This window comes from Demequina litoralis (genome assembly GCF_030418455.1).
GTDB lineage: Bacteria > Actinomycetota > Actinomycetes > Actinomycetales > Demequinaceae > Demequina > Demequina litoralis.
The window spans coordinates 36780-49933 of sequence record NZ_JAUHPW010000012.1; the positions used below are offsets into that span (position 1 = coordinate 36780).

13 protein-coding genes and 1 tRNA gene are annotated in these 13154 nt (G+C 72.2%); 5 read left to right on the forward strand and 9 right to left on the reverse strand.

Translation table 11 applies throughout. The features are described 5' to 3' along the window. Window positions 1–27: 27 nt before the first annotated feature. From fabF to QQX09_RS13345, 5 genes are all read right to left on the reverse strand, one after another. Window positions 28–1263, reverse strand: a complete 1236-nt coding sequence (gene fabF / locus QQX09_RS13325) for a beta-ketoacyl-ACP synthase II (protein WP_301135609.1) — start codon at window positions 1261–1263, stop codon at window positions 28–30. Window positions 1264–1315: 52 nt separating this feature from the next. Next, window positions 1316–1558, reverse strand: a complete 243-nt coding sequence (locus tag QQX09_RS13330) for an acyl carrier protein (RefSeq protein ID WP_062289298.1) — start codon at window positions 1556–1558, stop codon at window positions 1316–1318. Window positions 1559–1634: 76 nt separating this feature from the next. Continuing rightward, window positions 1635–2636: a beta-ketoacyl-ACP synthase III gene (locus QQX09_RS13335; protein WP_301135612.1), complete on the reverse strand. Its 1002-nt coding sequence runs from the start codon at window positions 2634–2636 to the stop codon at window positions 1635–1637. After that, window positions 2633–3547: an ACP S-malonyltransferase gene (locus QQX09_RS13340; RefSeq protein WP_301135614.1), complete on the reverse strand. Its 915-nt coding sequence runs from the start codon at window positions 3545–3547 to the stop codon at window positions 2633–2635. Before QQX09_RS13340 ends, QQX09_RS13335 begins: the two co-directional genes overlap by 4 nt. A 78-nt stretch (window positions 3548–3625) precedes the next feature. Next, on the reverse strand, window positions 3626–4795 hold the full coding sequence (locus tag QQX09_RS13345; protein WP_301135616.1) for a PucR family transcriptional regulator: 1170 nt from the start codon (window positions 4793–4795) through the stop codon (window positions 3626–3628). Between the two features lie 332 nt (window positions 4796–5127). On the opposite strand from QQX09_RS13345, the gene QQX09_RS13350 reads away from it, so the two are divergent. Further along, a complete protein-coding gene (locus QQX09_RS13350; protein WP_301135618.1) occupies window positions 5128–6552 on the forward strand; it encodes a hypothetical protein in 1425 nt (474 codons plus the stop codon). A gap of 9 nt (window positions 6553–6561) precedes the next feature. Here the strand turns inward: QQX09_RS13350 and aceE are convergent, their stop codons facing one another. Beyond that, window positions 6562–9357 (reverse strand): pyruvate dehydrogenase (acetyl-transferring), homodimeric type, encoded by a 2796-nt coding sequence (gene aceE / locus QQX09_RS13355; protein ID WP_496111650.1) that lies wholly within the window; start codon window positions 9355–9357, stop codon window positions 6562–6564. Between the two features lie 139 nt (window positions 9358–9496). On the opposite strand from aceE, the gene QQX09_RS13360 reads away from it, so the two are divergent. The 3 genes from QQX09_RS13360 (at window position 9497) to QQX09_RS13370 (ending at window position 11069) form a co-directional block, all read left to right on the forward strand. Continuing rightward, complete coding sequence (locus tag QQX09_RS13360) at window positions 9497–9925, forward strand: DUF3052 domain-containing protein (RefSeq protein ID WP_301135622.1); 429 nt, start codon at window positions 9497–9499, stop codon at window positions 9923–9925. Next, the gene (locus QQX09_RS13365) at window positions 9922–10386 is read left to right on the forward strand and encodes a redoxin domain-containing protein (protein ID WP_301135624.1); all 465 of its coding nucleotides are present in this window, start codon (window positions 9922–9924) and stop codon (window positions 10384–10386) included. Before QQX09_RS13360 ends, QQX09_RS13365 begins: the two co-directional genes overlap by 4 nt. 62 nt (window positions 10387–10448) lie before the next feature. Next, window positions 10449–11069 (forward strand): SatD family protein, encoded by a 621-nt coding sequence (locus QQX09_RS13370; protein WP_301135626.1) that lies wholly within the window; start codon window positions 10449–10451, stop codon window positions 11067–11069. 4 nt (window positions 11070–11073) lie between these two features. On the opposite strand, the gene QQX09_RS13375 is transcribed toward QQX09_RS13370, so the two are convergent. Continuing rightward, the gene (locus QQX09_RS13375; RefSeq protein ID WP_301135628.1) at window positions 11074–11481 is read right to left on the reverse strand and encodes a hypothetical protein; all 408 of its coding nucleotides are present in this window, start codon (window positions 11479–11481) and stop codon (window positions 11074–11076) included. Between the two features lie 231 nt (window positions 11482–11712). Here QQX09_RS13375 and QQX09_RS13380 point away from each other — a divergent pair. After that, window positions 11713–11789: transfer RNA gene (locus QQX09_RS13380), tRNA-Val, on the forward strand. Here QQX09_RS13380 and QQX09_RS14280 read toward each other — a convergent pair. Continuing rightward, entirely contained in the window at window positions 11746–12252 is a 507-nt protein-coding gene (locus tag QQX09_RS14280; protein ID WP_367307568.1) for a MarR family transcriptional regulator, read from the reverse strand. The genes QQX09_RS13380 and QQX09_RS14280 overlap by 44 nt on opposite strands. Then, on the reverse strand, window positions 12249–13100 hold the full coding sequence (locus QQX09_RS13385) for a hypothetical protein (protein WP_301135630.1): 852 nt from the start codon (window positions 13098–13100) through the stop codon (window positions 12249–12251). The genes QQX09_RS14280 and QQX09_RS13385 overlap by 4 nt, the downstream gene beginning before the upstream one ends. Window positions 13101–13154 lie beyond the last annotated feature (54 nt).

Here is a 13154-nt window from a genome sequence, read left to right on the forward strand (position 1 = left end):
CGCCTCACGCCCCGACGTTAACCCAGGTCAGACGCCGAAGACCAGGGCGACGTTGTGGCCGCCGAAGCCGAACGAGTTGTTGATCGCCGCGATCTGGCCCTCGGGGAGGGCGCGAGGGGTGTCGCGGACGAGGTCGACCTCGAGCTCCGGGTCCGGCTCCGTGACGTTGATGGTCGGGGGAGCGGTGCGGGTCTCGAGCGCCTTGATGGTGAAGACGGACTCGAGCGCGCCGGCGCCGCCGAGGAGGTGGCCGGTCATCGACTTCGTCGCGGACAGCAGCACCTGGTCCGCGTGCGCGCCGAGCAGCGAGCGGATGCCGCGCGCCTCGATCATGTCGCCGACCGGGGTGGAGGTCGCGTGCGCGTTGACGTGCGCGATGTCTGCCGTGGTGAGGTCGGCGCGCTCGAGCGCGAGCTCCATGGCCTTGGTCTGGCCGGCGCCGTTGGGCTCCGGCGCGGCGATGTGGTGCGCGTCGGCGGTCATGCCGAGGCCGAGCACGCTCGCGTAGACGCGGGCGCCGCGGGCCTTGGCGTGCTCCTCGGACTCGAGGACCACCACGCCGGCGCCCTCGCCCATGACGAAGCCGTCGCGGCTGACGTCGTACGGTCGTGAGGCGCCCTGCGGGTCGTCGTTGCGCTTGGACAGCGCCTGCATCGCGGCGAAGGCCGACAGCGGCAGCGGGTGGATCGCCGCCTCGGTGCCGCCGCAGATCACCACGTCCGCACGGCCCGACTGGATCATCTCGAAGCCCATGCCGATGGCCTCGGCGCCCGAGGCGCAGGCCGAGACGGGCGAGTGCGAGCCGGCCCGCGCCTTGAACTCGAGCGAGACGTACGCGGTGGGGGAGTTGGGCATCAGCATGGGCACGGTGAGGGGCAGGACGCGCGACGCGCCGCGGTCCCTCACCGTGTCCCATGCCGTCAGCATCGTCCACACGCCGCCGATGCCGGAGGAGACGACGCTCCCCAGGCGATCGGGGTCCACCTCGGTCTCGGCGAGCCCGGCGTCCGCCCACGCCTCGCGCGCGGCCACGATCGCCATCTGGGCGGACGGGTCCATGCGCTTGGTCTCGGGGCGCGACAGCACCTCGGAGGGCGGCACGACCAGCTGACCCGCGAAGGTCACCGGCACGCCGTACTTCTCCGCCCAGTCGTTCTCCAGCGTGCGGACGCCGGAGCGGCCGGCGAGCGCGGCCTCCCAGGTGCTGGCGACGTCCCCGCCGAGCGGCGAGGTGGTGCCGAGTCCGGTGACGACGACGTTCATGGGCGATCCTCCGAGAGGGTGGGGGTGCGTGGGGACGGTGGTGCTGCGGGTCTTAGGCCGCGGCGATGAAGTCGACGGCGTCGCCGACGGTGACGAGGTCCTTGACCTTCTCGTCGGGGATGCGGACGTCGAACTTCTCCTCCGCGAGGGTGACGATCGTCATCATCGACAGCGAGTCGATGTCGAGGTCGTCGGTGAACGACTTCTCGAGGGTCACCTCGGCGGTGTCGATGTCCGTCTCCTCCGAGACGATCTCGGCCAGACCGGCGAGGACCTCATCCTTGGACAGTGCCATTGCTGCTCCTTCGTGTCGTGGCGCCGGGGCGCCATGTTCGTTGCGAACGTGTGTGAACTTACCGTGGGGCCCTCCGTCAGGGGAGGACGACCACCTGGGCGGCGTAGACCAGGCCCGCGCCGAAGCCGATCTGCAGGGCGACGTCGCCGCTCTTCGCGACGCCGTCGCGCAGCACGCGCTCGGTCGCGAGCGGGATCGACGCCGCCGACGTGTTGCCGGAGTCGACGATGTCCTTCGCGACGACGACGCTCGCGGGCAGGCCGATCTGCTTGACCATCTGGTCGATGATGCGCAGGTTCGCCTGGTGGGGGATGAACACGTCGATGTCGTCCGGCGTGAGGCCCGCGGCCTCGATCGCCTGCAGCGCCACCGGGGCCATCTTGAACGACGCCCACTTGAAGACGCTCGGGCCCTCCTGGCGCAGCGTCGGGAACGGCAGGTCGCGGTCCTCGCGGATCTCCAGCCAGGTGTGGTCCTGCTTGATGAGCTCCGACGCGGCACCGTCCGAGCCCCAGACGGTGGGGCCGATCCCGGCCGTGTCCGAGCCGCCGATGACGACCGCGCCCGCGGCGTCGCCGAGCAGGTAGGAGATCGACCGGTCGGCCGGGTCGACGAAGTCGCTCAGCTTCTCGGCTCCCACGACGAGGACGTGGCGCGCGGCGCCCGATCGCACCAGCGCATCGGCCTGGCCGATGCCGTAGCAGTAGCCGGCGCAGGCCGCGGAGATGTCGAACGCGGCCGCGGGGGTCGCGCCGATGCGGTCCGCCAGCACGGGCGCGCCGCCGGGCGTGATGCGCGGGTACGAGATGGTCGAGAGGATGACGGCGTCGATCTCGGACGCGTCGATGCCGGCCTGCGCGATCGCGTCGCGCGCGGCCCTCTCCGACAGGTCGATGACCGAGGTGTCCTCGTTCGCGCGGACGCGCGTCACGATGCCGGTCATCTTGCGGATCCACTCGTCGGACGAGTTGATCGGCTCGATGAGGTCGTCGTTGGGCACCGCGTTCTCGCCGCGGGCGACACCGAGGCCGAGGATGCGGGTGAACTCGGGACCGCGGCGGACGTTGAGGGTGGTCATGCGGCGGTCTCCAGAAGCTCGCGGGCGGCGGCAAGGTCGTCGGGGGTCTTGAGCGCGACGGACGGGACACCCTTCATCGCGCGCTTGGCCAGGCCGGTGAGGACGCCGCCGGGGGCGACCTCGACGATGCCGGTCACACCGAGCGACAGCATCGTCTCCATGCAGAGGTCCCAGCGGACCGGGTTGGCGACCTGGCGCACGATGCGCGCGAGGGCGTCGGCGCCGTCGGCCACCTGGGCGCCGTCGGCGTTGGACAGCAGCACGCCGGCGGGCTCGCCGGGGGAGACCTGCGCGGCGGCGGCGTCGAGGTCCGCGACCGCGGGGATCATGTAGGTGGTGTGGAACGCGCCGGCGACCTGCAGCTCGATGACGCGGGCGCGGGCCGGGGGCTCCGCGAGGAGCGCGTCGATCGCGGCCTTGGCGCCCGCGGCGACCACCTGGCCGCCGCCGTTGACGTTGGCGGGGGTGAGGCCGTGCTTTTCGAGGGCCGACGCCACCTCGGCGGCGTCGCCGCCCAGGACCGCGGCCATCGAGGTCGCCTCGGACGATGCGGCGGCGCGGGCCATCGCGGCGCCGCGGACGGCGACGAGACGCATCGCGTCGGCGTCGGTGAGGACGCCCGCGAGGGCGGCGGCCCCGAGCTCGCCCACCGAGTGGCCGGCGGCGAGCGCGGGCGCGGCGTCGCCGAGCAGCGCGCGACCGGTCGCGATCGCGGTGGCGACCAGCAGTGGCTGGGCGACGGCGGTGTCACGGATGGTGTCGGCGTCGGACGCGGTGCCGTGGCGGACGATGTCGACGCCGGCGGCCTCGGAGAGGCCGGCGAGGGACTCGGCGACCTCGGGCAGCTCGAGCCACGGGGACAGCATCCCGGGGGTCTGGGCGCCCTGGCCGGGACAGAGAATGGCGATCACGGGTTATAGCCTGCCTCACATCCGGGGGCCCTCTGCGGCATCAGGGTACGGATTCGGGCCCGAGTTCTTGTGGGAAACCTACAAGGTGCTCGTGGCGGCGTCTCGCAGACGGCCGAGCGCGAAGGCGATCTGCAGGACGTGCGCGTCCCGCGTCGAGAGCACGTCCCAGCCGGTCAGCTCGGCGACCTTGCGCAGCCGGTAGCGGACCGTGTTGGCGTGCACGAACATCGTCCGGCTCGCGAGCTCGAGGGAGCGCCCGCAGTCGAGGAAGGTCGCGACGGTCTCCTTGAGAGAGCCGCCGGCGGACGCGATCGGGTCGTACGCGACGGCGATGAGCCGGTCCGCGGCCGCCGCGTCCCCGACGAGCACGCGCTCCGGCAGGAGGTCGTCCGCGTTGACGGGCCGTGGGGCGAGCGCCCACGCGGGCGCCGCGGTCGCGCCGTGGATCGCGGCCCGCGTCGAGCGGGCCACCTCGACGAGCGTGACGGCGGGCGGGCCCACCACCACCGGGCCCGGCCCGAAGCAGGGGAGCAGCGTGGCGTTGAGCTCGTCCATGTCGGCGTCGACGCGCGCGATCACCACGAGGTCCTCGCCGTGGATGCCGACGAGCGCGCCGTGCGCGGCGCGCCGGATGGTGCGGCGGAGCTCGGCGGACTGCAGCTCGCCGAGGGGGCCGTCCGTGTGGCCCACCATCACGAGGGTGGGCCCGGGCTTCCACCCGAGCGCGGCCGCGCGCGACGGCAGGTCGTCGTCCACCTCGCCGCGCACGAGCGCGTCGACCACGAGGGCCTCGAGGCGGGCGTCCCATGCGCCGCGCGACTCGGCGGCGCGCGCGTAGACCTCGGCGGCCGAGAACGCGATCTCGCGCGAGTAGCGCAGGATCGCCTCGCGCAGGTGCGCCTCGGCGCCCACGGCGGCGAACTCGTCGGAGTGGTCCTCCACCACCGACACGAACGTGCGGACGATGGTCAGCGTGTGCTGGAGCGAGATGGTGCGGGTGAGCTCGGGCGGCGCGGAGGCGAACATCTCGAGCGTGCCGCGATGGCCGGCGTGCGGGTCCGCGAAGTAGGCGACGAACGACGCGATGCCGGCCTGCGCGACCGAGCCGACCCACGAGCGCTCCTGGGCGGGCAGCTCTCGGAACCACGGGTAGTCGGCGTCGAGCTTCTTCAGCGCGATCGTCGCGAGGCGCCCGGTGCCGGCACGGAGGCGGCGCAGCGTCTCGGCGCGCATGTCCGTGGTGACCATGCGGGCAAGCGTAGCGGCCGGTTGTGGGAACGGCACAACGCCGCACGAGGCGCGGTGGCGGCCGCGTGCGGGAGGCCCGCCGCCGCATCGTCCCGTTGCTGTGGTGCCCCACAACCGCGCTCCCCGTGTGGCCCTCTCCACGCACGACCATGCGTGCGGCGCCTGATCCGGGCATGTCGACCGCTCACATCGGGCGTTCTGGTGGGGGAGTGCCCCAGGCGCGTGGAGGGATGACCGGGGCGTGTCCAGATTGGGGACTTTGCCGAGAGTCGGCGCGGCTGTCGGGTTTGTCGCAGGTAGCGTCGGCACCAGGCTCGAGGCCAGGAGGAGAGATGTCGCCACGTCCGCGTCCGTTGCTGGGGATGGTGCTGGGGCTGCTGCTGGGCCTCGTGATCGTGGGGCTGCTGTGGCAGCTCGGCGTCATCGATCCCGGCCGCACGGTGCTGTTCGGCGTGACGGCCCTCGTGATGCTGCTGGTCACCGGCCTCCTCACCCGGGACGCGGCGCGGGCGCGCGCCCGGTACACCGCGGTGGTCGCGATCGCCGGCGTGCTCGGCGGCATCGCGCTCACCGGTCTCGGCGAGCTGGTGCGGCCCGGCTCGATCTCGGACGGCTGCACCGTCGAGGCGACGGTCGGCGACACCGTCGTGACGCCGTCCGGCACGGCGGCGCTCACCCCGCTCGTCGTCCCGGCCGACGGCGTGGTGGCGTGGACCGCGTCCTCCGAGACGCCGGTCTCGGTGACCGAGCGCATCGCTGGAGTCGTGATCGGCGGCTTCGAGATCCCCATCCGGACCGTCACGTCGGAGGGAGCGCCCGAGGGGCAGGAGATGTCCGGCGAGGTGGTGGTCGCCGGCGCGATCACCTGGATTACCGACCGCGCCGTGCTGGAGCCCACCGGCGTCTACCACGCGTACGGATCGATGTCCGGCGGCTCGGTGCGCTGCGAGCTCGACGGCTACGTCAAGGTCGCGGCGGCCGGCGTCTTCGCGACCAGCACGCTGAAGATCCTGTGGATCTCGCTCGGTGTGCTCCTCCTGCTGGTCGCGTGGCCGGCGTTCGCGGTGCGGCGGTCGTTCGTGCGCGCCGAGGACGACGAGGCGCGGGCGCTCGAGGCCGCCGCGGCCGGCTTCGCGGCGGGTGAGGGCGCGCAGGCATCGAACGGCGACGGCGCCCCGGTCGACCACATCGACCCCGTGCCCGCGTGGACGCCGGACGCCCCGGGCTCCGCGGCCGCGGCGGACGAGATCGCCTCGCCGCCCGCCGGGGAGGACGTGCAGCGGCGCTCGGCGTTCGCTCCGCGCGAGGACGAGGACGAGGGCACAGGTTCGGGTTCGGGGAACGGCGGTTCGGCGTCCGACGACTCCGTTGCGGCGTGGGTCGCGGGCGAGCCCGCGCTCGAGGGAGCCGACGACGACCTGCTCCAGGCCGAGGAGGAGCCCGGGGACGATGCGGACGAGGAGGAGCCCGTCGACGAGGAGGCCCCCGAGGCGGAGGTCGAGGACGAGACCGAGCCGGAAGCTGAGGAGGAGCCCGACGCTGCGGACGGCGAGCCGGAGGACGACGGCGAGGAGCGCATCGTCCCCGCCGAGGCCGAGGCCGAGGGCGAGGACGCGGCGGGCGACGAGCCCGACGAGGCCGCCGACGAGGCTGCCGACGAGGCTGCCGACGAGGCTGCCGACGAGGCTGCCGAGCCCGGGAACGACGAAGGGCCGGAGGCCCCGTCCGAGGACGAGGGCTCCGGCCCCAGGCCGTGAACCGCTAGATCAGGCGTCGCCGCCGGCGTTGCCCGACGTGCCCTTGCGGACGTCGTGCAGCTCGTAGCGGCGGATCGCCTCGGCGTAGGTGCCGGGCTGGACCTCGCCGCGGCGCTCGAGCTGCTGCAGCACGCGCACCGCCGTCGAGGCGCCGTCGATGTGGAAGAAGCGGCGGGCGGCGGCGCGGGTGTCGGAGAAGCCGAAGCCGTCCGCACCGAGCGTCGCGTACTCGCCGGGGACCCACGCGCGGATCTGGTCGACCACGAGGTGGTCGTAGTCCGAGGTCGCGATGAACGGACCGGCGGCGCCCTGCAGCTTCTGCGTGAGGTACGGCGTGCGCAGGCCCTCCTCGGGGCGGAGGAAGTTCGCCTCCTCGCACTCGAGGGCCTCGCGGCGCAGCTCGTTCCACGACGTCACCGACCAGATCGCGGCGCGGACGCCGTAGTCGCGGAGCAGCATCTCCTGCGCCTCGTACGCCCACGGCACACCCACGCCGGAGGCGAGGATCTGCGCCTCGGGGCCGTGGCCCTCGGGGGCGTCCGACACCTTGTGGATGCCCTTGAGGATGCCCTCGACGTCCACGTTCTCGGGCTCCGCCGGCTGCTGGTAGGGCTCGTTGTACACCGTGAGGTAGTACATGACGTTCGGGTCGCGAGCGTCGTCGCCGTACATGCGCTGGAGGCCGTCCTTGACGATGTGACGGATCTCGTAGCCGTACGCCGGGTCGTAGTGGATGACCGCGGTGTTGGTGCCGGCGATGAGCGGCGAGTGGCCGTCGGCGTGCTGCAGGCCCTCACCCGTGAGGGTGGTGCGACCCGCGGTGGCGCCGATGATGAAGCCGCGCGTGAGCTGGTCGCCCGCGGCCCAGAACTGGTCGCCGGTGCGCTGGAAGCCGAACATCGAGTAGAAGATGTAGAACGGCACGAGCGCCTCGCCGTGCGTGGCGTAGGACGTGCCCACGGCCTGGAACGCGGCGGCGGAGCCGGCCTCGTTGATGCCCGTGTGCATGATCTGGCCCTGCTCGGACTCCTTGTAGGAGAGCATGAGCTCGCGGTCCACCGGCAGGTAGTTCTGGCCGTTGGTGTTGAAGATCTTCGCGCTGGGGAAGATCGAGTCGAGGCCGAACGTGCGGGCCTCGTCGGGGATGATCGGCACGACGCGGTGGCCGAACTCCTTGTCGCGCACCAGGTCCTTGAACAGGCGGACGAACGCCATCGTGGTGGCGACCTCCTGCTTGCCGGAGCCCTTGGCGAGGAGGTCGTAGGCCTTCTCGTTGGGCAGCGCGACCTCCTTCTTGGGGTCGCGACGCTCGGGCACGAAGCCGCCGAGCGCGCGGCGGCGCTCCAGCATGTACTGCACGGCCGGGTCGTCGAAGCCGGGGTGGTAGTACGGCGGGTTGTACGGGTCCGCGTCGAGCTGCTCGTCCGAGAACGGGATGTCGAAGGTGTCGCGCAGGACCTTGAGGTCCGCCGCGGCCAGCTTCTTCATCTGGTGCGTGGCGTTGCGGGCCGCGAAGTTCGAGCCCAGGCCGTAGCCCTTGATGGTCTTCGCGATGATGACCGTGGGCTTGCCGTTCTTCATGGTGGTCGCGCGCTGGTAGGCGGCGAACAGCTTGCGGTAGTCGTGGCCGCCGCGCTTGAGGGCCCAGATCTCGTCGTCGGTCATGTCCTTGACGAGCTCCTTGGCGCGCGGGTCGCCGCCGAAGAACTGGTCGCGGATGAACGCGCCCGACTCGGCACGGAACGTCTGGAAGTCGCCGTCCGGGACGGTGTTCATGAGGTTGACGAGCGCGCCGTCGTTGTCGCGCTTGAGCAGCGGGTCCCAGCCGCGGCCCCAGACCACCTTGATGACGTTCCAGCCGGCACCGCGGAAGTACGCCTCGAGCTCCTGGATGATCTTGCCGTTGCCTCGCACCGGACCGTCGAGGCGCTGCAGGTTCGCGTTGACCACGAACGTGAGGTTGTCGAGGTTCTGGGTGGCGGCCAGCTGCAGCATGCCGCGGCTCTCCGGCTCGTCCATCTCGCCGTCGCCGAGGAACGCCCACACGTGCTGCTCGGACGTGTCCTTGATGCCGCGCATGTGGAGGTAGCGGTTGGTCCACGCCTGGTAGATCGCCGAGGCGGGGCCGAGGCCCATCGACACGGTGGGGAACTCCCAGGTGTCGGGCATGAGGCGGGGGTGCGGGTACGACGAGAGGCCGCGGCCGGGGCCCGACTTCTCCTGGCGGAACGAGTCGAGGTCCTCGGCCTGGAAGCGGCCCTCGACGAAGCCGCGCGCGTACACGCCGGGCGCCGCGTGGCCCTGGAAGTAGACCTGGTCGCCGCCGCCCGGGTGGTCCTTGCCGCGGAAGAAGTGGTTCATGCCCACCTCGTACAGCGTCGCCACGGACGCGTACGAGGAGATGTGGCCGCCGACGCCCTTGCCGGCTGCCTGCGCGCGCGTCACCATGACGGCCGCGTTCCAGCGGATCCAGCCGCGGTAGCGGCGCTCGATCTCCTCGTCGCCGGGGAACTCGGGCTCGTCGTCGGCGTGGATCGTGTTGACGTACGGCGTGTTGAGGCTGAGCGGCACGCTCAGCTGCTTCTTCGCCGCGTGGTCGACCAGCTGGTCCACGATGTACTCGGCACGGCTCTCGCCGCCGGACTCGATGAGCCCATCGAGGGACTCGAGCCACTCCTGGGTCTCGCTCGGGTCCTTGTCAACCTCGCCGTGATGTGCCACAGGTGACCTTCCTGTCGGGCGCGCGGTGGCGCGCCGGATGATCTGGGGTGATCGCGGGGCGTGATTCGCCCACGTTCCCCACATTGTTTGCCACAGAACAGGTTAACGTCACGCGGGGACTGCCGCGCACGGGCTGATTGCACCGGAATGCGACGTACCTCTACTGTGGACGCCAGGCACGTGTTTCGGCACGTGAGTCACCGACGAAGGGGGTCCCGCCACCGTGGCGACGCAGGAGGACGCGCAGGCGGCGGTCGACGCCGTGGTCGCGAGGCTCGGATTGAAGGCCGGCCAGATCATCCAGGAGTTCGGCTACGACGAGGACACGGACGCAGACTTCCGTTCCTCCGTCGAGGCCCTCACAGGCGAGGACCTCGTCGACGAGGACTACGGGGACGTGACGGACGGCTCGCTCGTCTGGTTCCGGGACGGCGACGACGACCTCGCCGACCTCCTCATGGACGCCCAGACGCTGCTCGACGACGGCGCCGCGGTGTGCGTGTGCACCCCCAAGGCCGGGCTTCCCGGCCACGTGCAGCCGCGCGACGTGCAGGAGGCCGCCTCGGTCGCGGGCCTGCACGCCACCTCGACGTTCGTCATCGGCACCCGCTGGACCGCGACCTACCTGGTCGAGAAGGGCCGCTCCAAGTGACCCATCCTCTGGTGGGCCAGCCGGCCCCCGAGTTCAGCATGACCGACACGCACGGCCGCACGGTCGAGTCCGCGGACCTCGCGGGGAGCGCGTACCTGCTCGTGTTCGTGCCGTTCGCCTTCTCGGACACGTGCACCAACGAGCTCATCGACCTGCGCGCGGCGGACGACCTGCTCACCCGCGACGGCCTCAAGGTCATCGTGGTGAGCTGCGACTCGGTCTACACGCTCAAGGCGTGGGCGGACACCCATTCCTACAAGGCCGACCTGCTGTCGGACTTCTGGCCGCACGGCGAGGTGTCGCGCCAGTACGGCGTCTTCAACCCGCGCAAGGGCCTCGCGACGCGCGGCTCGTTCCTGGTCGACGCGGCCGGCACGGTCCGGTGGGCGATCGTCAACCCCGAGGGCGAGGCGCGCGACGTCGCGGAGTACCGCGGCGCGGTGGAGTCGCTGCTCGGCTGAGGCGCGCCGGCGGTCCGCTAAAACGCTTATGTGATGCTCGTATAAGCGTTAATGTGGCGAGCATGGACAGAGTCGCTGCTGTCATCGTCGACATCGTGCGATCGCGCGCGCTCGCCGATCGCACGGCGGCGCAGCGCTTCGTGCTCGAGGCGTTCACGCGTGCGGAGCGCGATGCCCGAGTGGTCAAGCCGCTCGGCGCCACCGTCGGCGACGAGTTCCAGGGCGTCTACGCCGACTCCGCCGCGGCGCTGCGTGTCACCACGCTCGCCGCTCTCACGCTGCCCGAAGGGATCGAGGTGCGTGTCGGTATCGGCCTGGGCGAGGTGACCGAGGTCGACGGCGACATCTCCGACGGCAGCGCCTGGTGGCGTGCGCGCGAGGCGATCGACGAGGCGCATCGCCGAGAGGGCGCGGGCGCGCCGGCGGTACGGGGGTGGAGTGTCGGTGGCCCGGGAGACGATGCGGTCATGACCTCGGCGGTGCTCCTCCTTCGTGACCACGTCCTCGGCCGTATGAAGGCGCGCGAGCGACGGATCGCGGCCGGCCTGCTCGAGGGCGACCAGCAGTCCGTCATCGCGGCGCGCGAATCGATCAGCCAGGCGGCGGTATCGCAGTCCGCCCACCGTTCCGGCGGGATCGCGCTGCGCGAGGCGCTCGACACCCTCGATGCGGCGATGCGGTGAGCGCTCAGGCCGCGACGAGCACGTAGCCGTCGGGAACCTCCCCGCGCAGCCACGCCCATGTGACGCGCGCGGCCTCGGACGTGGTCGCGAGCGGTGCGAGCATGTCGGCGGTGGAGGCGATGCGTCGCGGCGGGCCGTCGCGGTCGGGTCCCGAGGGGACCTCGATCACGTATCCGTCCGGGCGCCAGGTGACGCGCGCCCACACTGCCGCGTTCCGACGCCGTGCGAACCCCATGTCGAAGCACTCGTTGAGGCGCCCGATCTGGATCGCGAGCCTGCGACGGCTGCTGGTCGGCCGTCGATGCCAGCCGACCTCCTCCCAGACGACCGGTGACTGCGGCTTCGGTTGCATAGCGAGCCAGATGTCGAGGTCGTCCTCGATGCTCAGCCCGTCGTCCGTGAACTCGTCCATGTCCGGCCCCCTTCGGCGTCTCCATGGTCGCGCCGGGGTCCGACAGCGCATCCGCCTGACCCGCCTCGAGTGCCCGACGAGCGCCCGACGAGCGCCCGACGAGCGCCCGAGTGGTACCAATCGGTACGCGACGCGGCGTACTCGTACCGATTGGTACCAATGTGGCCGGGGCGGAAGCGCGACCCGGCGGGGTGGACCCGGCCGCCGCATCGTCCTGCCACAATGGTCCGCGGGCCCTTAGCTCAGTTGGCTAGAGCACTGCGTTTACACCGCAGGTGTCGTCGGTTCGAGTCCGGCAGGGCCCACCAACCCCTCCATGCCGCGCCCCTCGGCGGCGCGCGAGGTCGCCAGCAGCGCGGTCGCGACGTCCGCGGCCGTCGCGAGCGGCACATCGTCCACCCCCGCGAACAGCGCGGCCAGGCCCTCGAGGTGCGCCGCGGCGCGGCGGTCCCAGAACTCCCGATGCGCCGGTGTGAGGTGCAGCCGCAGCGTGCGCCGGTCGGTCGGATCGGGCTCGATCGCGAGGAATCCCGCGCGCTCGAGACGGAGCGCGAGCTGCTTGGCCGCCTGCCGGGAGGTGCCGTAGCGGTCCGCGGCCTCGCCCAGCGTGGGAGCCTCATCGCCGAACGTCTCGATCGCGACCAGCAGCATCCACTGCTTCGCGGACAGCCCGGCCGGCGCGAGCATGTCGTCGAGGAGGTTCTTCCACGACTGGCTCAGCAGGAACACCGTCGCGAAGAGGGTGCGCGCCGCATCGTCTCGGCCGCTCATGCGGCGACCGCGATCTCAGAGGTGCGCACGGACTCGAGTCCCGAGTCGGACGTCGCCCGCGCGCCCAGCACCGCCAGCACGCCCGCGCCCGCCGCCAGCAGCCCGAACACGATCGCGGGCGCTGCGCTCTCCGCCAGCCCGGCGGACACCAGCCCGATCACCATCGCCACGAGCGCAAGCCCGAGCAGCGCGGTGAACGTCAGCGCCGCCGTCGCGAGCACGTAGCCCCGGACCCGCCGCCGTAGCAGCCACGCCCCGGTGAGCGCGAGGGTGGGCAGCATGATCGACAGGTCGAGGACCTCGACCCCGTTGGTGGGCGTGCCGGACTCGGCGAGGGTGTCGGGTGTGGCACCGGCGAGCAGCGCGGGCGCGATGTCGGACAGCCACAGGAGCGCGAACACGGCGGCGACGGCCCACAGCACGCCGGCGGTGGTCCGCCGCGACCACCGCGGCCCGAACGCGTCGGCGGGGGTGTCGCGGATCGCGGTCGCGAGGCTCGTCGCGAGCGTGAGGAACGCGAGCCCGAACGTCGACGTGTAGACGAGGAACAGCGGGTTGAACTGCACCATGAAGCACGCGACCGCGTACGTGTACGCGAGGTAGAGGACGGCGCCGTGCCAGGCCAGCCACGCGGCGCGCGAGCCGCGCCGGGCCGCGAGGGCCAGCGCGAGGAGCGCCGGCACCGCGACGAGCAGGGTGACCCAGTCCTGGGCCGCCGCCTGGACCGCGAAGCTCTCGCGGTCGCCCGCGTAGAGGTCCGGGGCGAGCGCGCCGGCGCCGGAGGCGATCGCGGCGAGCACCGCGAGCGGGACGGACATCGCGAGCGGGGTGCGGGGGATCGTGGTCATGGGTCGGCCCTCCCGGGGGCGCGGGCGCCGGACGGCGCCGATATGCAACACATT